Source organism: Stenotrophomonas sp. GD03654, assembly GCF_029845105.1.
In the GTDB taxonomy this organism is placed as follows: Bacteria; Pseudomonadota; Gammaproteobacteria; order Xanthomonadales; family Xanthomonadaceae; genus Stenotrophomonas; species Stenotrophomonas africana.
On the sequence record NZ_JAOCLC010000001.1, the window covers coordinates 138,531 to 159,077 of the forward strand.

The 20,547-nt window shown below is 61.2% G+C and carries 17 protein-coding genes; 8 read left to right on the top strand and 9 right to left on the bottom strand.

All coding sequences use genetic code 11. The annotated features are described in order from the left end of the window. Positions 1-6: 6 nt before the first annotated feature. From trbJ to N5J73_RS00705, 9 genes are all read right to left on the bottom strand, one after another. Positions 7-762: a P-type conjugative transfer protein TrbJ gene (gene trbJ, locus N5J73_RS00665; protein WP_279940469.1), complete on the bottom strand. Its 756-nt coding sequence runs from the start codon at positions 760-762 to the stop codon at positions 7-9. Further along, positions 759-3,218, bottom strand: coding sequence for a conjugal transfer protein TrbE (trbE, locus tag N5J73_RS00670; protein ID WP_154352417.1), 2,460 nt, complete (start codon positions 3,216-3,218; stop codon positions 759-761). Before trbE ends, trbJ begins: the two co-directional genes overlap by 4 nt. A gap of 9 nt (positions 3,219-3,227) precedes the next feature. Beyond that, a complete protein-coding gene (locus tag N5J73_RS00675) occupies positions 3,228-3,500 on the bottom strand; it encodes a VirB3 family type IV secretion system protein (protein WP_154352416.1) in 273 nt (90 codons plus the stop codon). Then, a complete protein-coding gene (locus N5J73_RS00680; RefSeq protein ID WP_099605290.1) occupies positions 3,497-3,880 on the bottom strand; it encodes a TrbC/VirB2 family protein in 384 nt (127 codons plus the stop codon). The genes N5J73_RS00675 and N5J73_RS00680 overlap by 4 nt, the downstream gene beginning before the upstream one ends. Beyond that, on the bottom strand, positions 3,877-4,959 hold the full coding sequence (trbB, locus tag N5J73_RS00685; RefSeq protein WP_154352415.1) for a P-type conjugative transfer ATPase TrbB: 1,083 nt from the start codon (positions 4,957-4,959) through the stop codon (positions 3,877-3,879). Before trbB ends, N5J73_RS00680 begins: the two co-directional genes overlap by 4 nt. After that, positions 4,956-5,420, bottom strand: coding sequence for a ribbon-helix-helix protein, CopG family (locus tag N5J73_RS00690; protein WP_099605292.1), 465 nt, complete (start codon positions 5,418-5,420; stop codon positions 4,956-4,958). Before N5J73_RS00690 ends, trbB begins: the two co-directional genes overlap by 4 nt. Then, positions 5,417-7,426, bottom strand: a complete 2,010-nt coding sequence (locus N5J73_RS00695; protein ID WP_164078529.1) for a conjugal transfer protein TraG — start codon at positions 7,424-7,426, stop codon at positions 5,417-5,419. Before N5J73_RS00695 ends, N5J73_RS00690 begins: the two co-directional genes overlap by 4 nt. A 236-nt stretch (positions 7,427-7,662) precedes the next feature. Then, a complete protein-coding gene (locus N5J73_RS00700; RefSeq protein ID WP_099605294.1) occupies positions 7,663-7,941 on the bottom strand; it encodes an EexN family lipoprotein in 279 nt (92 codons plus the stop codon). Next, positions 7,938-8,882, bottom strand: a complete 945-nt coding sequence (locus N5J73_RS00705; protein WP_154353611.1) for a LysR family transcriptional regulator — start codon at positions 8,880-8,882, stop codon at positions 7,938-7,940. Before N5J73_RS00705 ends, N5J73_RS00700 begins: the two co-directional genes overlap by 4 nt. A gap of 153 nt (positions 8,883-9,035) precedes the next feature. Here N5J73_RS00705 and N5J73_RS00710 point away from each other — a divergent pair, with 153 nt between their 5' ends. The 8 genes from N5J73_RS00710 to N5J73_RS00745 are packed head-to-tail and all read left to right on the top strand — an operon-like array spanning position 9,036 to position 20,539. Continuing rightward, positions 9,036-9,290, top strand: a complete 255-nt coding sequence (locus N5J73_RS00710; RefSeq protein WP_154352413.1) for a helix-turn-helix domain-containing protein — start codon at positions 9,036-9,038, stop codon at positions 9,288-9,290. Continuing rightward, complete coding sequence (locus N5J73_RS00715; RefSeq protein WP_154352412.1) at positions 9,290-12,058, top strand: DUF499 domain-containing protein; 2,769 nt, start codon at positions 9,290-9,292, stop codon at positions 12,056-12,058. The genes N5J73_RS00710 and N5J73_RS00715 overlap by 1 nt, the downstream gene beginning before the upstream one ends. After that, positions 12,058-13,077, top strand: a complete 1,020-nt coding sequence (locus tag N5J73_RS00720; RefSeq protein ID WP_154352411.1) for a hypothetical protein — start codon at positions 12,058-12,060, stop codon at positions 13,075-13,077. The genes N5J73_RS00715 and N5J73_RS00720 overlap by 1 nt, the downstream gene beginning before the upstream one ends. Positions 13,078-13,111: 34 nt before the next feature. Next, positions 13,112-14,140: an ATP-binding protein gene (locus N5J73_RS00725; protein WP_099605299.1), complete on the top strand. Its 1,029-nt coding sequence runs from the start codon at positions 13,112-13,114 to the stop codon at positions 14,138-14,140. Beyond that, positions 14,140-16,764 carry a S8 family peptidase gene (locus tag N5J73_RS00730; RefSeq protein ID WP_154352410.1) on the top strand — a complete coding sequence of 875 codons (2,625 nt, stop codon included), beginning with the start codon at positions 14,140-14,142 and terminating at the stop codon, positions 16,762-16,764. The genes N5J73_RS00725 and N5J73_RS00730 overlap by 1 nt, the downstream gene beginning before the upstream one ends. Next, on the top strand, positions 16,764-17,252 hold the full coding sequence (locus N5J73_RS00735; RefSeq protein ID WP_204315339.1) for a hypothetical protein: 489 nt from the start codon (positions 16,764-16,766) through the stop codon (positions 17,250-17,252). Before N5J73_RS00730 ends, N5J73_RS00735 begins: the two co-directional genes overlap by 1 nt. Next, a complete protein-coding gene (locus tag N5J73_RS00740) occupies positions 17,253-20,030 on the top strand; it encodes a DUF1156 domain-containing protein (protein WP_204315338.1) in 2,778 nt (925 codons plus the stop codon). It abuts the gene before it with no gap. Continuing rightward, entirely contained in the window at positions 20,027-20,539 is a 513-nt protein-coding gene (locus tag N5J73_RS00745) for a hypothetical protein (RefSeq protein ID WP_154352409.1), read from the top strand. The genes N5J73_RS00740 and N5J73_RS00745 overlap by 4 nt, the downstream gene beginning before the upstream one ends. The last annotated feature ends 8 nt before the right edge of the window (positions 20,540-20,547 follow it).

Below are 20,547 nucleotides of genomic sequence, written 5' to 3' on the forward strand. Positions count from 1 at the left end.
CTCCCGTCAGTCGCGGTAGAAGTTGATGGACTGCGGTGTGTACGGCGTGCCTTCACCGAGGAAGCGTCGTCGCACCTCGCGGGCACGCTCCGTGGCCGCCGCTTGTCGCGCCAGCTCCAGCGAGGCGGCCCGGTCTTGCGTGATCTGGAGCCGCTGTGACTGGATCGACTGCTTGGCCTGCAAGGCCAGCAACTGGTTCATGGCCTGCATGGCTTGCAGCGCACCCTCGGCCGACTGGCTCTTGCCCACCAAGTCGGCCAGCACGCTTTCGTCATCGCTCAGGTTCTGCGACGCCTGGGCCTGCATCTGCATGGTGGTTTGCAGGCCGTTGAGCGTGTTCTTCCAACGCTCCTGCGCATCGAGGTACATCTGATTGCCGCTCACCGTGGCGGCGTATTTCTCGGGGTACAGGCGTGCGAACTCCCAGTCGATGCTCGTCACGTCGTAGGCCAAGCCCTTGGCCTGCGCGATGAGGCGCTGGGTGGTCGCCAGGTTGGCGCGCAACTGGCCCACCACGCTGGACGGCAGGCTGGCCAGGTTGCGCGCCTGGTTGATGAGCATCTGCGCTTCGTTCTGGAGCTGGCGGATCTGGTTGTTGATCTGCTCCAGCGTGCGAACGGCCGTGAGCGTGTTCTGAATCAGATTGGTCGGGTCGAGCACGATGTCGCCGACGCCGAACAAGGCATGGGCGGGCTGCGCGATACCGAAGGCGAGCACGCAGGCAGCGGTCAGCGCGGCGAGTTTCGAGGCATGGGTTTTCATGGCAGGTTCTCCTGGGGGTGGTCAGCGGTACGGAGGGAACCCGGCGCAAGGCCGGGGAACGAGGGCAGCAGGTCAGCCGCCCAATTGAGGCCGCGATGGCGCAGCCACGCGCCCGCGAAGCTGGGCGTGCCAGCGTCGGCGAGCACCGCGTCCATGTCGCGCTGGTCCTGCGGCGTGGACGCGCCCGCAAACGCCAGCGCCGCCAGCCCCAGGTCGAGGTCGAACAGGCGGTTGCCGAGCCGGGATTGGTAGTAGTAGTCGCGCTTGGGCTGCGCGATGGCGACGATCTCGATCTGCCGCCTGTTGAGGCCGAAGCCTTCGTAGATCGTGCGAATCTGCGGCTCGGTCGCCTGCGGGTTCGGCAGGAAGATGCGGCTGGCGCAGCTTTCGATGATCGCGGGCGCGATGCTCGAATCCTTGATGTCCGCCAACGACTGCGTGGCGAAGATCACCGAGACGTTCTTCTTGCGCAGCGTCTTGAGCCACTGGCGGATGCGTGCCGCAAACACCGGGTCATCGAGAAACAGCCACGCTTCATCGAGGATCAGCAGCGTAGGCGCACCATCAAAGCGTTCGTCGAAGCGCGCAAAGAGGTAATGCAGCACGGCCATGACGGCGGCCTTGCTGTGCATCAGTTCTTCCATCTCGAAGCATTGCACGTCGGCCATGCCCAGCCGGTCATGGTCGGCATCCAGCAGCTTGCCGTGCGCGCCACCCAGCACATACGGCGCGAGCGCCTGTCGCAGTGCATTCGATTGCAGCAGCACCGACAGGCCTGTCATCGTGCGCTGCTCCACCGGCGCACCGGCCAGGCTTCCAAGCGCCGACCAGATAGCCGTTTTCTCGTCGGGGCCGACGGTCACGCCTTCGTGCAGCAAGCGGCCTTCGATCCATTCGGCGGCCCAAGTGCGGTAGCCCTCGCGGTCGATGCGGGCGAGCGGCTGGAAGGCGATTTCGCCATCCGTGCCCAGGTCGTAGTGCTCGCCGCCCAGCCCGAGGATGGTGGCCCGCATCGAGCGGCCCATATCGAACGCGAAGATGCGCGAGCCGGGATAGCGGCGGAACTGCATCGCCAGCGTGGCGAGCAGCACCGACTTGCCCATGCCCGTGGGACCAGCCACCAGCGTGTGGCCCACGTCCCCAATGTGCGTCACCAGCCGGAACGGAGTGGCGCCATCGGTGCGCGTGACGATCAGCGGCGGGCCGTCGAGGTGGTCGTTCTTCTCCGGCCCGGCCCACACGGCAGACACCGGCATCATGTGCGCCAGGTTCAGCGTCGAGACGATGGGCTGGCGGACATTCGCATAGGCGTTGCCGGGGATAGACGACAACCACGCATCCACGGCGTTGAGCGTTTCGGGGATGGTGACGAAGCCGCGTCCCTGGATGACCCGCTCCACCATGCGCAGCTTCTCGTCGGCTGCGCCGGCGTCCTCGTCCATGACGGTGACGGTCGCCGTCAGGTAGCCGAAGGCGACTTGATCGCTGCCCAACTCCTGCAAGGCCGCGTCCGCATCGGCAGCCTTGTTGTTGGCGTCGGTATCGACCAGCGGTGATTCCTGCTGGAAGATCGTTTCGCGCAGCAGCGCGATGACGTTCTTTCTTTTCGCAAACCACTGACGGCGCAGGCGCCCCAGCTCCCGTTCCGCCTCGGATTTGTCCAGGCACAGAAAGCGCGTACTCCAGCGGTATGCAAATCCCAGGCGGTTGAGGTCGTCCAGAATTCCCGGCCAGGTCGAGGTCGGGAAGCCGCGCACCGATGCCACGCGCAGGTGCTGGTCGCCCAGCATGGGCGCCAGGCCACCAACCAGTGCAGAATCGGTCAGCAGCGCGTCGATATGGAACGGCACTTCGGGTACCGCCAGCGAATAGCGCCGCGTCGAGACGGTCGAATGGAGGTAGGTCAGCGTCTGGCTGTCATCGAGCCAGGTGATTTCCGGCATCACGCCATCGAGCAGGTCGAAGACGCGATCCGTCTCCGCGCTGAAGGCTTGCAGCCGCTCGCGCCAGTCCACGCCATTCGTCGGCGTGTTCTCGTAGAGCATCTTGGCTGCGCGGGCGCGCGACTCCTCCGGCGGCAGATACACCAGCGTCAGGTGGTAACCGCTCTCGAAGTGGTGGCCCGATTCCTCAAAGGCGGCCCGGCGCTCTTCCTCCACCATCCACGAAAGCGGCTCGGGGAACTCCGAGCGCGGGTAATCGGCGGCGGGACGGCGCTCGGCTTCGATGAAAAGTGCCCAGCCCGATCCCATGCGGCGCAGCGCGTTGTTCAACCGCGCCGACGTGGCGACCAGCTCGCCTTGTGTCGCGCTGTCCAGATCAGGCCCGCGAAAGCATGCCGTGCGCTGGAATGAGCCATCCTTGTTCAGCACGACGCCCGGCGCGACCAGTCCGGCCCACGGAAGCCAGTCGGCGAGCAGCGCGGGCCGCTGGCGGTATTCGACGAGGTTCAGCATGGCATCACCTCACACGTCCAGCAGCGATCGGTGCTTGATGTGCCGCGCGAACACGGCTATGAACTGCGGATCGACGCGCGCGCCCCACACCGCCAGCGAATGGCCAACGATCCAGAGCACCACGCCGGGAATCCACAGTTGCAGGCCCAGCCCGACAGCAGCGGCCAGCGTGCCGTTGGCGATCGCCACGGTGCGCGGCGCGCCGCCCAGCAGAAGCGGCTCGGTCAGCGAGCGATGCAGCGGCACCTCGAAGCCGTCTGCGAAGGTGTCTGGGGCGCTCATACGACAGCCCCGCCAGAGAAGCTGAAGAAACTCAGGAAGAAGCTCGAAGCCGCGAACGCGATGGACAGGCCGAACACGATCTGGATCAGCTTGCGGAAGCCGCCCGACGTGTCACCGAAGGCAAGCGCGAGGCCGGTGGCGATGATGATGATGACCGCAACGATGCGCGCCACCGGCCCTTGAATCGACTCCAGGATCGACTGCAAGGGGCCTTCCCACGGCATCGAGGAACCGGCGGCCTGTGCGGTTCCAGCCAGGAGCAGCAGCAGCGCGGCCAGCAGCAGCCCTTGCCCCGCAGGGCGAGCAAGGCTGCGCAGTCGCGCAAGGCGCAAAGCCGGATTCGGAAAAAAACGGAAAGCAGGAACGATCATCTGCGTCATGGCAGTTCTCCAAGTGAGTCAGGGGATGGGGAGGTCGCCGCAGCGGGTGCGGCATCGGAAAGTGGCGACAGCTCGGAAAGCGGCGTTTTCAGCGCGTCCGCCCCCCAATCCACCAGCCGGTAGCCCATACCGTCAAAGCCGACGACACGGGCGATGCTCTCGATGCGGCGCTTGCGCCCGCGTCCGGCGATATGGATCACCACGTTGACCGCCTCGGCGATCAACGCACGGGGCGGGTTCACCGCCACTTCGAGGATCAGTTGCTCCAGGCGCAGCAGTGCCCCGAGCGCGGAGCCCGCGTGGATCGTGGCGATACCACCGGGGTGGCCCGTGCCCCACACCTTGATGAGATCCAGCGCCTCGGGGCCACGCACCTCGCCAACGACGACACGATCCGGGCGCAGGCGCATTGACGAACGCACCAGCTCGGTCATCGACACGACGCCATGCCGCGTGCGTAGCGGAACTTGGTCGCGCGCCGCGCATTGCAGCTCCACCGTGTCTTCGAGCACCAGCACACGGTCGCCGGTGGCGGCGACCTCGGCGAGCAAAGCATTGGCGAGCGTGGTCTTGCCGCTGCTGGTGGCGCCGGCGATCAGCACGTTCTGCCGCTCGCGCACGGCGCGAAAGAGAAAGCCCGCCTGTGCGCTGGTCATCATCCCGTCGATGACGTACCGCTCCAGCGGGATCACGCCGATGGCGCGCTTGCGCAGCGCGAAGGCCGGCCCCGGCGCGGCCGGTGGCAGTATGCCCTCGAAGCGTTCGCCCGTTTCGGGCAGCTCGGCGGACAGTAGCGGCTGGCCGCGATGGACTTCCGCGCCGACGTGGGCGGCCACCAGGCGGATGATTCGCTCACCGTCCGCCTCGGACATCTCCACGCCCATAGGCGCTCGGCCCGACGACAGGCGATCCACCCAAAGGGTGTGATCCGGGTTGAGCATGACCTCCACCACGTCCGGGTCTTCGAGCGCAGCGGCGATCAACGGCCCCATCGCCGTGCGCAGCATCTGGATGCGCCGGTCGAGCGAGGCCGCTGCGGACGAGCGCGGTTCGGGCGGGAATTGCGGAACGACACTCATGACGCACGCTCCTGTGCTTGCGCGGCCGCCGCCGCGTCCTCCATCCGCATTGGGTCTGGATGCAGTTCCTCCACCACGTCGCGCACCAGGCTGCGCCCACGCAGCAGGTGGCGGCCCAACTGCTCCACGAATTGCTCGAAGCGCGCCTTGCCTTGGGCGCGCGCGGCCTCTTGGTGCGCTTCGGGAACTGGCGTGCTGACGGTCAGGTAGTAGCGAATGAACAGCGCTAGCGTTTCGATGGCGATGTTCTGGTCGCGCTCCATGCGCTCGGCCTGGCGCGAGAGGCGATCCAGCCGCTTGGCAATGGCCGCCTCGCGCTGGTCGGCGGCATCGGGCGACAGCCACGATGCGAGCGCCGCCGCGACGATGGACGACTTGGACACGCCTTTCTTGGCGGCCAGCTCGTCCAGGCGCTTGGCGTGCTCCGACTGGATAAAGAGATTCAGGCGGTATTGGCTCATAGCTCGATTCCGTCGTTTGGGTTCAGCGATGCCAGCCGGGCCGTGCGCTGCATGGCAGGGTCAAGCTGGCGAGGAAGGGGAAGTGGCAGGTCGTCGTCATCGAGCAGTGCGAGGTCGGCTGCGGACGCGGCCGGCTCAGGGTCGTAGGCGACGATTTCGGAGAGTTCGGGCTGACGTCGCGGGCCGCCGTCGTCGGCGCTGCCCATGTCATCAATGGGAACGGTGACCGGTGCGACTGGCACGGCAGGAATCGCCAGCGCGCTCCAATCGTCCGGGCGCAGCGGGGGCACGTCGGAGTACTGCCCGTCCGCCAGCGCAGGCGGCGGCAGCACGCGGCGGCTGAAATTGGTGTCCGCGTAGTAGCGCAGCTTTTTGGCCTTGATCGGCGGACTGCTGCCCACCATCACCACGGCCTCGTCGGGCGGAAGCTGCATGACCTCGCCTGGCGTCAGCAGCGGGCGCGCGGTTTCCTGACGCGACACCATGAGGTGGCCCAGCCACGGCGCGAGCCGGTGGCCCGCGTAGTTGCGCTGGGCGCGCAGCTCGGTGGCCGTGCCCAGCGTCTCGGAGATCCGTTTGGCGGTGCGCTCGTCGTTCGTGGCGAACGTCACGCGCACATGGCAGTTGTCGAGGATCGAATGGTTCTGGCCGTAGGCTTTGTCGATCTGGTTGAGCGACTGCGCGATGAGGAAACTGCGGATGCCGTAGCCCGCCATGAAGGCCAAGGCGGTCTCGAAGAAGTCCAGGCGCCCCAGCGCCGGAAACTCGTCGAGCATCAGCAGCAGCTTGTGGCGGCGTTCGATGCCGTCGGACCCATCGAGCGATTCGGTCAGCCGCCGGCCGATCTGGTTGAGGATCAGACGGATGAGCGGCTTCGTCCGCGAAATGTCCGAAGGCGGCACCACCAGATACAGCGACACCGGATGCTTGGCCGCGATCAGGTCGGCAATGCGCCAGTCGCAGCGAGACGTGACTTCGGCTACCGTGGGGTCGCGGTACAGGCCGAGGAAGCTCATGGCCGTGGACAGCACGCCGGAACGCTCGTTGTCCGACTTGTTGAGCACCTCGCGCGCAGCCGAAGCGACAACCGGATGCGGCATACCTCCTTGATCCAGACCCAGGTGCGGCGTGGTCATCATCCGATGCAAGGTCAGCTCGAACGGGCTGGCCGGGTCGGAAAGGAAGTTCGCAACGCCGCGTAGCGTCTTGTCCTCGCCCGCGTAGAGCACATGCAGGATGGCCCCGACCAGCAGCGCGTGGCTGGTCTTCTCCCAATGGTTGCGCTTCTCCAGCGCGCCTTCGGGATCGACCAGGATGTCCGCGATGTTCTGCACGTCGCGCACTTCATGCGCGCCGTGCCGCACCTCCAACAGCGGGTTGTAGGCGGCCGACCTCGCGTCGGTCGGGTTGAACAGCAGGCAATGCGAGAAGCGCGAGCGCCAGCCTGCGGTGATTTGCCAGTTCTCGCCTTTGATGTCGTGGATGACGGCGGATGCGGGCCAGGAAAGCAGCGTCGGCACTACGAGGCCAACGCCTTTGCCGCTTCGCGTGGGCGCGAAGGTCAGGACGTGTTCCGGCCCTTCATGTCGCAGGTACTGGCGGTCGTGCTGGCCGAGGAACACGCCGGCCGGCTGCGTGAGGCCCGCCCTACGAATGTCCTGCGCGTTCGCCCAGCGGGCCGAGCCGTAGGTGGTGACGAGCCGCGCTTGGCGCGAGCGCCAGACCGACATGGCAATGGCAACGCACACGGCGACCATGCCACTGGCGCCGGCAATCGCGCCGCCAGTGTCGAACACCTCCGGTGCATACGCGCCGAAGAAGAACCACCACTCAAACAGCTTCCAAGGGTGGTAGATAGACGTGCCAAGAAAGTCGAACCAGGGCGAGCCAAGGCGTAGCCGATAGCCAAGGGCCGCTGCTGTCCATTGTGTGGCGCCCCACACGCCGGCGATCACGATGCCGAACACTACGGCGATCTGACCGAACAGCACGTTCGTCCCTTGCATGACCTGGCCTCCGATTTCTCCTGCGCTGATTCCTCATGGGAAAAGCGGCACAAGGGCGCGCCGCAGGCGTCAGGATCGGTGCCGGGTCAGTGCCGGTCAAAGACCGTTTCGGGCAGAAAGGTCGAGCAAAAAGACAGAATGCGCGCGATGGCGAACCAAAGAAAAGCGCCGCAAGTGCAGGCGCATTGCGGCGTGTCGAGCAGAAAGATAAAGTCGATGCGACGAACCGCCAACAATCAGAACTTGGGGGATTCCTTCGGTGGTGTGTATGGGGTTTCGCCGTCGCCATAGAACCGCTTGCGCGTGGCCTCGGCTACCCGATTGCACAGCACGTCGCCCAGCTTGGGGCGATCTGTCTTGCATTGCTGGCGCAGTTCCTTGAGCCGGTCGGGGTTGGCCGCCAGTTCTTCCACCGTCGGGATATTCGCTTCCGATGTGTTGGCCTTCTGAGGCGTTTCGGACTGGCCGCAGGCAGTCAGCGCGGCTGCAAGCAAGAATGGGATGATCCTTTTCATGGCGCAGGTTCCTCCAGGGAATCGGAGTAATGGCCCGGCTTGGGCCTTGGGGCTTCCGGTGACTCGATGGCCTGCACGCGCTCAATGAACCGTGCAAGCACATCGAACGGCTGACCTTCAGCGTGCAGCAGGTAGGTCGTCAGCGGCGGCACGCGCAAAGCCAGCGGTCGGGCCACCACGCCCGAGTCGGGGTTGGCCGCAATGCGCGCTGCGCCCGTAAATCCAAGCCCGAGGCCGGCCGATACCAACGCCATCATCAGATCGCACGTAGCGACCCGTTCTGCGACCAACGGCTCCATGTCGGCCCGGCGCAGCACCCGATCGACGAATTTGGCATGGCCTTCGCACACTTTCGGATCACATAGAACCAGCGGATAGCGCAGCAGTTCCTCCAAAGGGATGCGCTTGAATGCAAGCAGCGGATGCCGGGCTGGCACCGTCACTATGAGCGCGTCCTTCCAGACTGGTATGGCGACGATGCCGTCGCCCACTTCGTCGGATTGGGCAAACCCTACGTCGTACAGATCGTCATGCAACCCTTTGATCTGCTGCGACAGCGGCACCTCGAAGAAGCGGATTTCGACCTCGGGTTCTTCTAGGCGACACAACGCCAGCAAGGTCGGCAAGCGCGACGGCGTGATGCCATCCGACAAGGCCACGCGCAACTGCCCATGAAAACCGTTTGCTGCCGCTTTCACGCTTTCACGCGCTTGTTCCAAGGCAGCGAACACACGGCGCACATGCTCCAAGAACAATGTTCCGGCACGGGTCAGCCGTGTACTGCGCGTGGTACGGGCAAACAGCAACACGCCTAGTTCTTCTTCCAGCTCCTTGATGGCGCGCGACAGTGGCGACTGCTCCATATGCAGCCGCTCGGCTGCACGGGCAAAGTGCAGTTCTTCTGCAACAGCGAGGAAACAGCGTAGATGTCGGAGCTCCATTGTTTTACCTCTTGCCAACGCTTCCTGCCCGATCTTCACGCATGCCTTATGACCGGCAGCAATCTTGAAAAATTCGCATGAGATGCGTAATTATCACCCAAACATGAAAATTTTGTACAATCCTGCCATTGTTTGACCTCCAAGGCACCCGCGATGCCCACCGACAACAACGAAGGCGAAATCCTCACCATCAGGCAGGTATCCGACTACCTGAAGGTCACGGAACGGACGATCTACAGGTTGGCCGGGGCCAAGAAAATCCCAGCCTTCAAAGTTGGAGGGACGTGGCGGTTTTCGCGCGCAGACATTGACAACTGGATCAAGCAGCAGTCCTTGGAAGGACTCGACGCTGCGCGCGAGGGTGTCCACACGGCCAATGGCCAAACCAACGATGGAGTGCGTAAGTAATGCTTGGATTGACTCTTCGGGATGAGTTTCGGGGCAAGCGCCTCAAAGGGACGGCCATTGAGCTTTCCAACGACTCGAACACGGGTGCCACCCAGATCGCCGCACAGGCATTCCTGGAGATCACCTATCCGACCCACGATCTGCTGAAGGGCATCGAAGCCGTAGGCCCCAACCAAGGGCGGCCAGTGGTCGTGATCGGCGAGCGCGGCCTGGGTAAGTCGCACTTGATGGCAGCGCTCTACCACGCGGTCAACGATGCCGCATCGACGAGCGCATGGCTCAACTCCTGGTCAAGCACGCTGGGTGATCCCGGCATCGGCAAGATCGCACTGCGCGATGGCATGTTGGTCATTGGCGAGAGCCTGCACCGGCAACGCTACAAGTTCCTGTGGGACTTGCTGTTCGAGCGCCATCCGCGCGGCGAATTCATCAAGGGCAAGTGGGAAGGCATGGGAGCGGCCAAGACCGACATCCCCTCAGACAAGCTCATCATCGAGCTGCTTGAGCATCGGCCCGCAATGCTCCTTCTCGACGAATTCCAGACTTGGTACGACGGCCTGACCAATACCAAGCAGTACCCCTGGAAGCAATGGGCGTTCAACTTCATCCAGATCCTGTCGGAGATCGCCAAAGAGCGCCCCGACCTACTCGTGTTGGTGATCTCCGTGCGCAATGGTGGAAGCGATGCTTACCAGCAGGTGCACCGCGTCAACCCGGTGGCCATCGACTTCAAGGCGGGAGGCAATGCCGAGCGTATCCAGCAGGATCGACGGCGGATGCTGTTGCATCGCCTGTTCGACAACCGTCTGCAGATTGCAGACGGCACCATCGAATCGCTGGTTGCGCAACACGTCTCCGAATACTTCCGCCTGCTGGATGTGCCGCCCGCCGAGCAGGATCGCAAGCGCCGTGAATTCACTGAGTCCTGGCCTTACGCACCGCACTTGCTGCGCCTGCTTGAGGAACAGGTGCTGATAGCCACGGATGCGCAAGAAACGCGCGACATGATTCGCATCCTGGCCAACCTCTACAAGAGCCGGGGCGAAGCGGTGCCTGTGCTCACTGCCGCTGATTTCCGGCTGGATGACGATGCCTCGGGCATTGGAGCGCTGCTGGATTCAGTGTCCAACGAACACCACCGCACCCTGCGCGAAAAAGCGCAGCACAACATCATTTCGGTGACCGAGGCGGTGTACGACCACGCCAACCTTGCCCCACACCTGCAAGAAATCCTGAGCGCGCTGTGGCTCCGCTCCATCGCCGTCGGCAATCTTGCCGGGGCCGATCCTGCCACGTTGCAGGTGGACATCACCCGCAGCAAGCCGGTAGATGGCAATGCCTTTCAGGTCGAACTGGCGACCATTGTCGAAAACAGCTTCAACATTCACCAGGATGGTCCACGGTTGGTCTTCCGCGAGGAAGAAAACCCCCGCGCCAAGCTGATGGCCTGCGCGCGCAACGACAAGCTGTTCACCGATGGTTCCGATCAGGTGCAGCTTGCCAAGCAGGTGCGCTACGTCATCGGAGGCAGCGATGAGGTCGCTAAAACCTTCCGCGTGATTGCCCTGCCAAAATCGTGGCAGAACGATCCGTGGACATCGCTCGACGAAGCCGAGCAGCCGGAGCGCTGGGATGACCGGCTGCCCATTCTGGTGCTGCCAGATGAGCCGGAAAAAATGGACCAAACACTGGGCCGCTGGCTCAAGGACCACCTGCAAAAGCGCCGCAACACCATTCGCTTCTTGTTGCCCCGTGCCGGCTCCACCAACGCCTTTCAGGACCGTGACCTCCTCATCCTTGCCCGCGCCGAAATGAAGGCTCAGGAATGGAGTGGGCAGAACCCCGAATACAAGAAACTTCATAAGGAATTTGAAGGCACGCTGCGCGAGAACCTGAAGAAGCGCTTCGATCGGTTTGCCATCCTGCACCGCTATGACCACCAGAACCCGCAGCAATCCCTGTTCAGTGTCGAGCACCTGAAAAAGCAAGGTGCTCAAATCCCCGAGGGCATCGAAGAAACCCTGACCAACGACCTCTTTGTCCCCGAAGATTTCGAAGACCTCGTTCTTGAAGCCGCCTCGGAGAACGCCCCCCTCGGCAAGCTGCTGCGTGAACTGCAAGAGCCTCGCCCTGCTGGTCAGGATTGCATCCCCTGGCTGGGGGAAACCGCGATGAAGGAACGCATCCTGCGCTTGTGCGCGCGCGGCAAGATCGCCATCAACCTGCGCAATCTGGAGCACCTTCAAACCCACGCGGGCGAGGACGAGGAAACTGCATGGCGGCGCTTGCGCCCCAAGCTCTCCTACACCGGGCGTCAGCTTGATGAAGTGTTCCTGATGGAACCCTCGGCGGTGCCCGCGACCGGAGGCACCACGCCACCCGCGCCGCAGCCGCCTGCAGGCGGCAACGGTGGATCGGGCGGCGATACTTTTGGTGGCGGCACTACCACTCCGCCCGTCTCCCCTTCCGGTGGCGACAACACCCCCGGCGGTGGTGCATCACCGAATGGCGGCGACATCTTTGGTAGTGGCACAAGTACCACTACCAAATCACGCACCCCGCTCTCTAACCCGCCAACCTCGCCGCTCAACCTGATCGGCAAGCTCGAAGGCTGGGGCATTGGCCCAGCCACGCCTGTGGCAGAAGTCTCGATCAAGGTGTCTGCTGGTCAGAACACGCAGATTACGGGCGCGCAACTCAAGGAACTGCTCAAGAAGCTGCCTGATGGCATGACCTTTGAGCTGAGTCTTGAGAAGGAGGACAACTGATGGCGTTGGATGCTCAAATCTTGCAGCGCCTGACCCAGGACAGCCCGAAAGAAGCGTGGCGCATCATTACCGATCGGGTGCTGGAGATTGCCTCGAAACCGCTGGCCGAAGGCAATGCCCCCAGCGAGGTGGTCAAGCGAGACCGCGAAATTGCCGAGCTCGATTTGTTTCTGGCCTCCAGCGGCTGGGATCTGTGGCGGGTCTTTGCCCAACCCGAAATCTGTGGTGTTGAACGTACCTCAAACCGGCTTACGCGTTGGTGGAGCGAACCCGGCTATGGCCACAGCGTCGCGCGCGCCGTGCTGATTCTGGATGCCCTCTCGCTGCGCGAACTGCCCTGGCTGCTGCAAGGGGCCAAAGAGCGTGGATTCACCCTGCACACAGTGGGCGCCACAGCATCTGAACTGCCCAGTGAAACCAACCCGTTCGCCCGCGCATTGGGGCTGACCAGCCGTAGCCAGCTACAAGCCAACGGCGGCGGTTTGGCCCACAAGCTGCAACCGGCGCAGACCGAAACCATCGACTTGCCGTGGAAGGACTGCGAGGGTTTGGTGGACAACGCCTCGGGTGCGAAGAATTGGGTGTTCTGGCATCACTGGCCAGACGTCAAGCTGCACGACTACGGCGCGGGCCAAGGTCTGGAGCTGCTGACCAGAGATGCCGCGCAGCAACTTTCCAGTGACGACTTTTGGAGCTTTATTGAGCGCCTCGCCACTGGGCGGCGCTTGGTCATCACATCCGATCACGGCTACGCCGCCACGGGCTACTTCCCCGATGCCGATGGTGAGGTTGCCTCGCACCTCAAGCAGACTTTTTCAAGCGGTCGCAGCAAGGCAGGCAATGGCGACGCAGGCCCCTTCGTTCCTCCCGTCGCCTTGCAAATCGACAGCCCGCATGGCGCACACCTGCTGGCGCTGGGGCGCAGAAAGTGGCGCAGCCAAGGCGGCTACCCGACTTTGACGCATGGTGGTCTCTCGCTGCTGGAAGTGCTGTCACCTTGGCTTGAGATAAGTAGATGAACGGGTTGGAACATTTTTTTCGGAGCATGGGCTAATGGCACAAGCTGATTTATTGGTTGATTTGGTCAAAACCGCGACCAGTGGGGATCAGCTTGCCTTCCGCAAGGCCGCAGAAGGATTGATCCAAGAAGAAAAACAGAAGGGACACCGTTTGCTCGCGGAGCGACTGACCAAGGCATTGCAACCCAATGTCACTCAAGCTGCCCGCTCCCCGGTCACCAAGATGAGCGGCAGCGCCCCACAAAAAGATCTGTTTTATGAAACCACACCAGAGCGCAATCTGGATAGCTTAATGCTGCCTGAAAAGATCAGGGTGCAGATAAGAGAGCTTGTGGAAGAGCAACATCGTGCAGAGCTACTTCATGCACACAACCTTCGTGCCAGAAACAGCATTCTGCTCGCAGGCCCCCCCGGAAATGGCAAAACAACGCTGGCCGAAGCGCTGGCGTTCGAGCTGATGTATCCCCTCATCGTCGTCCGATACGAAACTTTGGTGGGAAGCTATCTTGGTGAAACTTCCAGCCGATTGAAAAGCGTGCTGGACTACGCTAGGACACAGCGCTGCGTCCTATTCTTTGACGAATTCGAGACACTGGGCAAAGAGCGCGGCGACACCCATGAAACGGGAGAGATCAAGCGCGTCGTCAGTACCTTGCTGATGCAGTTGGATGAAATGCCAGACTATGTAGTGGTGGTCGCTGCCAGCAATCACCCTGAACTTTTGGACAAAGCCGTCTGGCGGCGCTTTCAATTGCGCATTGAGTTGCTAACACCTACCCGAGCACAACTGACGCAATACATCGCCTCGATTGGCCAGCGGTGTGACGTGAATTTTGGATATGAGCCGGCAACCTTGGCGAAGCACCTGTTGGGGTTGAATTTCGCAGAAACCGAAGAGTTTTGCCTTAGCGTAGTTCGCCGCGCCGTTCTCGACATGAAGACGGAAAATGCCCAGCAAGTGACCAAGCTGAAGCTGGAGCAATGGAAAGGCCGTTTGAAACCAACCACCGGCAAAGGCGCGGCGACTGTCAAGGAAGCAGCCAAAGAGGGAGGAGATAGCTGATGGCAACCTCTCTTCCTCTTCTCGTATTCCCACAAGCGAGAACCATCGCACCACCCGCAGGTAACGGATTTCCGTCAAGTCAGCCCCATGTTCCAGGACATGGAAAACAGGTGGCTCGACTAGGCACGCAACTGACCACACTCCAACAGGAATTTGATCGCTATAAAGCCAGCGTTAGCGGCTCCGTGGCTGGATTCGAGCCTGAAACCGTTCTGGTGATTGAAATAGCAGGCAGCGTCAATGAGTTCCGACAGGCCGTCGAAGCCATTGGACTGGAGTGGCTGGGGGAATGGGATGTTGATGACATTCCCCCCGACGAGGATTTTTTTGAAGTCAACACCAAAGGGGAGCGTGCGAACAAGGCGGTCAAGGGGCGGATGTTCCTGTCTCTCAGCAATGAGGCAGGGATGCGGCAACTCCTGTCGCTATGGGAGCAATGGAAGAACAATCAGGCGTTGCCGATGGGGAAAACCAAGTGGCGCGATGTGTTCAATCAAACTGTTCAAATCCGCCGCTGGGGCATTGAAGAAACCCTGCGCGAGACAGGCATGCTGGGGCGCTGGAGAGATGCCCTCGACCCCAACAACTCGGAGGAATCGATCCACTGTCAGATCGAGCTGTTCTATCGCAAGTCAGAAGACAGGCGCAGACAAAGCGAGCGCAATATTGCCGCATTGCTGGAAGCGGCTGGTGGCCGAGCATTGAGCAGCTTCATCGACATGCCAGAGATCGCCTTTCATGCGGTCAAGGCAGAATTGCCCGTAGAACGTATCCGGCAGCTTTTATACGATCTGGATTCCGAGGCGCACGATACCGACATTCAGCTCTTCAAGTTTCATGGTGTCATGTATTTCCGTCCCACCGGGCAAAGTCTCGCCGTAACGGAAGATGGCGAAGGCGTTGACACTGAAATTGCCGAGGGAATAGTTGAGCTGCCACCTGTTGCAGCCATTCTCGATGGCGTGCCCAACATCCAGCACCAAGCGCTGAAGGGGCGCCTATTGCTGGACGATCCGGATAATCTTTCTTCGCAGTATCAACCAGGAGAAAGAAAACACGGTACGTCAATGGCTTCTTTAGTTGTGCATGGTGAGCTGGTGGATGGCGAACCTGACCCATTGCCACGTCTGGTGTATGTGCTTCCCATCATGCAGCCAGATCCTCATTCCATGAACCGAAGCGAGCATGTGCCCGATGAGGTTTTTTTCGAGGATCGCATTGCGCGCGCAGTCAGGCGAATGTTTGAGGGCGAAGGCGCAGTGCCAGCGCAAGCACCCGGTGTTTGCGTCATCAATCTCTCCATTGGAGACCCGGCACGCCCCTTTATCCACACGCCCAGCCCTTGGGCTAGGCTGCTGGATTGGTTGTCATGGAAGTACCGTGTGCTTTTCTGCGTCAGTGCAGGGAACTATCCGGACGCCATCGACATTGCTTTATCGGGGCCGGACTATCTGGCATTGACCGACTCCCAAAGGGTCGATCATGTGCTGAAGTGCATTCAGGCCCAACTGTCCGTGCGGCGAATTCTATCCCCGGCAGAATCCATCAATGCCATCACGGTGGGAGCGACACACGCCGACGGCGTTGACAATTACTATCCGGGGCAACGTACAGATCTTCTGCCCAACACGGTGCTGTTTAGCCCTGCTGCTCGGCTGGGGCATGGGTTTCGTCGTTCCATCAAACCGGAAGTATTATTTCCAGGTGGCCGACAACTGTATCGCACTCCAATGCTGGACAGCCAGACGGTCTATCACGTGGATAGCAGCATTGCCGCGCCAGGGCAGAAAGTAGCATCGGACAGCAACCAAGCCGGTGCTTTGTCTCAGACCATTCATACGCGCGGCACCAGCAATGCTACAGCGCTTGCCACCCGCAGTGCCGCACGTATTTATGAAGTGCTGGATGCACTGCGAGCGGAAAACGAAGAGAACATTCCGCCAGGGCTGATTTCCGTTCTCATCAAGGCGCTATTGGTGCATGGAGCCAAACAAGATGGCGATGCCAGCAAGGCAATCACTGCGGCACTGAAAACATCCGATAACTCACGCCAGTTCAAAGAGCTGTTGGCACGTTACCTTGGCTATGGCGAGGTTCAAATCGAACGAGTACTGGCATGTACCGAGCAGCGCGGTACGGTGCTGGGCTGTGGCGAGATTCGTGAGAATGAAATTCACGAATATCGGTTCCCCCTGCCCCCAGACCTTTCCGGCAGTCAGGCGTGGCGCCGGTTGGTAGTGACGTTGGCATGGTTCAGTCCAATCAACCCAGACCACCGAAACTTCCGTGAAGCCAAGCTGGAACTATCCCCCGTTGGCGGCTGGAGTGGTGTACCCCTCAAGCTGGCGCGCCAAGATGCAGATCACAACCAAGTGTTGCGTGGAACCGTGCAGCACGAGGTGGTGGAAGGCTCTAAACAGATCGCTGCATACCAAGATGGTGACAGCATTCTGCTGCACGTTGCCTGCAAGAAAGATGCGACGGCCCATCTTGACGATGCCATTCCTTACGGCCTCGCTGTGACCCTGGAGGTTGGCGAGGGCATTCAAATTCCAATTTATCAGCAACTTCGCACCCGACTGCAGCCGCAAGTCGCTGTCGGCGCAGTTGGAGGACAGCCTTGATGGCCACCAAAAAAGAACTACTCGCACAGCAAGTCGCCAAAGCCGTCGGTGCGGGAAAACCTGTCGCGCTGGAAACCGTCGATTTCAACGATCCCAACCGTCCCAAGACCTGCCTGGAGGTTGATTTCCCCATCCTGCCCGTCAATCAGGTAGCGATCATCGAAGGCAACGCGGGCAAGCCGATTTACCAGATGTCCAAATGGTGGGCGCGGCGACGCTCCAGCGTATTCCGCTCCATGCTGATCGCGGCGGCCACCAAGGCCCCGGAAGACAAATCGCACGCGGCCAAACTGGTGTGGGATAACTACTACGCCAACCACCAGAAGAAAGGCGCGTTCAAGCACCTGAAGGTGGCCGACATCTTCATGGGCGGCGGCACCACGCTGGTGGAAGGCTCGCGCCTGGGTATGCAGATGGTCGGCAACGACCTGAATCCGGTCGCCTGGTTCGTGGTCAAGCAGGAGCTGGCCAACGTCGATCTGGAATAAGTGAAGAAGCTGCTCGCCGACATCGAGGCCGAGGTCAAGCCGCAGATCATGCCGTACTACTACTGCGACGGCCCGGAGGGTGAGAAAGGCAAGTGGACGCATCTGCCCAGCAACAAGGCGATGCCTGCCGATTTCGACCCGTTGACCATCCCGCAGAGCGAGCGCAAGGACTACCGCTACGAAGGCCCGGAGGCGATCTATACCTTCTGGGCCAAGCATGGCCCTTGCCAGGTGACGGGCTGCGGTCACCGCACGCCGATCATGACCAGCCCGGTGATGGCGGTGAAGACCATCAGCGTGAAGCACTGGGAACACACATGCAGTAAATGCAGCGGCGAATTCCACGTTGAAGAGGACGCCGCAAGGATGGCGCCGGATGCGCCGCTGGTTGTCGCGCCGGATGAACACCCGTTCTCTGTGCTCGACAAAAAACGCGGCGTAATTTGCCCGCACTGCGGCCATGTGGAGGAGGCTGCCATCCGCGTCAAAGATGGTCTGGTCATTGAGGGTACGCGTGGGCAGATCAAACTGGGCAAGGGCAAGAACAAGAAGGTCGAGTTGAGCTTGCTGGTGCATCCGCAATGGCTGGCGGGTTCGCCCAAGCAGGATGCGGAAGGCCAGCCCTACGGCGGCTCGGCGCAGGACGATGTGGCGGCGACTACGCGCTGGGATGTTGCGCGCGCTGCGAAGATTCGCCTGCTGGAGGTGCGCGGCACGCTGCCGGATGAAGTGACGTGCCCAGAAACTAAGGTCACATTTCCGACAGACCGCGCCAACAAGGCTGGGAATGGAAAATTTACCTGCACAAAATGTGGCACTACCCAAGACATCATTGCTGCATTGCGGCCAACCGAGAAAACAGCGCCTTTCGGTGCTTACGCTGTGCAGGGCTACGCTCCCCTGCGTGATGAAGCGGGCAAGCCTTACAGCGGTCGTTTCTTCGCAGCCTTCGATGTAGGGCATGCGAAGCAATACGATGCGAGCCTTTCTGAATGGGAAGCGCGCAAGAATGACGATCTAAAGGCCTATTGGCCACAATCCGATATACCACCAAGCCTGCGTGCCATGGTCAAAGATTTGATCGCCAACGGGCACGGATACAAGCAGTGGGCAGACATGTTCAACCCCCGCCAGCTTTTGGTGCACGCACAGCTGTTGAAGGCAATTGTCAATGTTGGGAACTATGACTGGTCGGTGCGCGAGTATGTGTTGGGGGCTTTCCAGCAATATTTGCGTAATCAATGTTTGTTTAGTTTTTGGAATCCACAGCGAGACACCCCAGAGCCGATGTTCTCGAACAGCAACTATCATCCGAAATTAACGGTAGTTGAAAACTGCGTATTTCCTGCCTTGGGTCGTGGTAATTGGGCATCCAGCACAGAGGGCATTCTCGAAGGTCGAGAATGGGCTATCCACCCTTGGGAAGTTGTCAGTATCGAAAGTCTGAGTCGTCGTGATCTTGTTCTAGCCGAAAAACTGAGTGGAAAAAGTGAAAAGGTCCAACCGGGCGACCCGGTGTTGGATGTGGCAGTGCATCAGGGCTCTTCCACCGATTTGATCCAGCTTGAAACTGGCAGCCTAGATTTAGTCATCACTGATCCGCCATTCGGCGACCTTTTGCAGTATTCCGAACTGGCTGACTTTTTCTATGTCTGGCTGCGACTGGCGCTTAAGAGTAAGTACCCGGAGATTTTTAGTGCGGAATACACGCCTAAGTCGTTGGAGGCCGTTGCCAATAGCTTTCGCGAGCCAGAAGACTCCAATGGCTTCTATCAAAGGCTGCTAACGCAGTGCTGGCGCGAGGCGCATCGCCTTTTGAAGCCGAGTGGCATCCTGGCTTTCACCTTCCACCACAGCGAGGACGAACCGTGGGTAGCGGTGCTTGAGTCGTTGTTCGACGCAGGCTACTACCTCGAAGCGACCTACCCAATTCGCTCCGATGAAACCAAGGGCGATAACGCTGAGTTCGGTGCACAAAAAATCGAATACGACATCATCCACGTCTGCCGCAAGCGCACCGAGGAACCCAAGCCGGTGAGCTGGGGCCGGATGCGTCGGGAAGTGATGGCCGATGTGCGCCAGTTGCAGGCCATGCTGGAGAACCACGCCAAGGAAGGTCTGCCCGCCGCCGACATCCAGGTGATCCGGCGCGGCAAGGCGCTGGAATACTTTTCGCGCCACTACGGCAAGGTGTATGTGGATGAAGGCCGCACCATCTCCGTGCGCGATGCGCTGGTGGGTATCAACCAGCTCATCGACGAAGACGCCGACAAGGGCAAGGAAGCGCCGCCGGTCAACGCCGAGCCGATGACGCGCCAATTTTTGCGCACCTTCGGCACAGCCACCGAGATGAAGCGTGACCAGCTGCAGAAGTTTCTGCGCGGCACCATCACCACGCCGGATGACTTTGAGCAACGTGGTTGGTGCAGTGAGGTGAAAAAGGTCTTCACCCGCACCGCACCGCTGGATTTCGCTCGCGATTGGCAAGGCAAGCACAAGCGCAAGCTCACCTCTGACCTCGATCAGGCATTGGTGCTGATCGGCGCCTGCGTGGATGGCAGCGGCATCAATGCCTCGGACACGCTGACGAACGAAAACTTCAAGCCGCACATCGCACTCAAGCCGCTGCTGGAGTGGTTGCAAAAGAACGGATCGGATCAAACCACCCGCAACGCGGCCTCGCGCGCGGTGTCGATCTTTTCAGCCTGGCAAGCCAGCCAGGCACCCAAGCCACTGCAGGTTTCGTTGTTCGATGACGATGAGGAGTATGCGAAATGAGGCAGGTGCTCGATACGGTATGGCAACGGCGAGGCACCAGTTGGCTGTGGGACGAGGAAGCGCGTAACACCGTGTGTGCGGCGAGCGAGGTTTGGAGCCTGCGGCAGTTTTTGCAGGCGGCAGCCCCCGGTGCGCAGGGCTGGCCGGATGACCTGCCCAGCAACGGCGGGCAGACGTTGGTGGTGGCCGGGCTGGAGGGCAGCCTTGATTTGCTGGCTCCCGATCAGGCCGAAATCTGGCTGGGCGACACGATCAAACGCGCCATCCTGTCATTTCAGGATGCATACGCAGGCGAAGCAGCCTTGATCTTCTGGCTGCCGAAGGGCCAGGGCCGTTTGCGCGTGCAGGCATCCACCGACGCAGTAACCTGGCTGTGCGAAGCGCCGCATCGGGGGCAACTGCTCGACTTTGGGCGCCTTCTGTGGGGTGAGGCCAACGAGTATCCACAGGAAATCTTGCTGCGCGAGGGCGCGAAAGCGGCCGGCCTGTTTCACCTGCGGATCACTTGAGGCCAGCG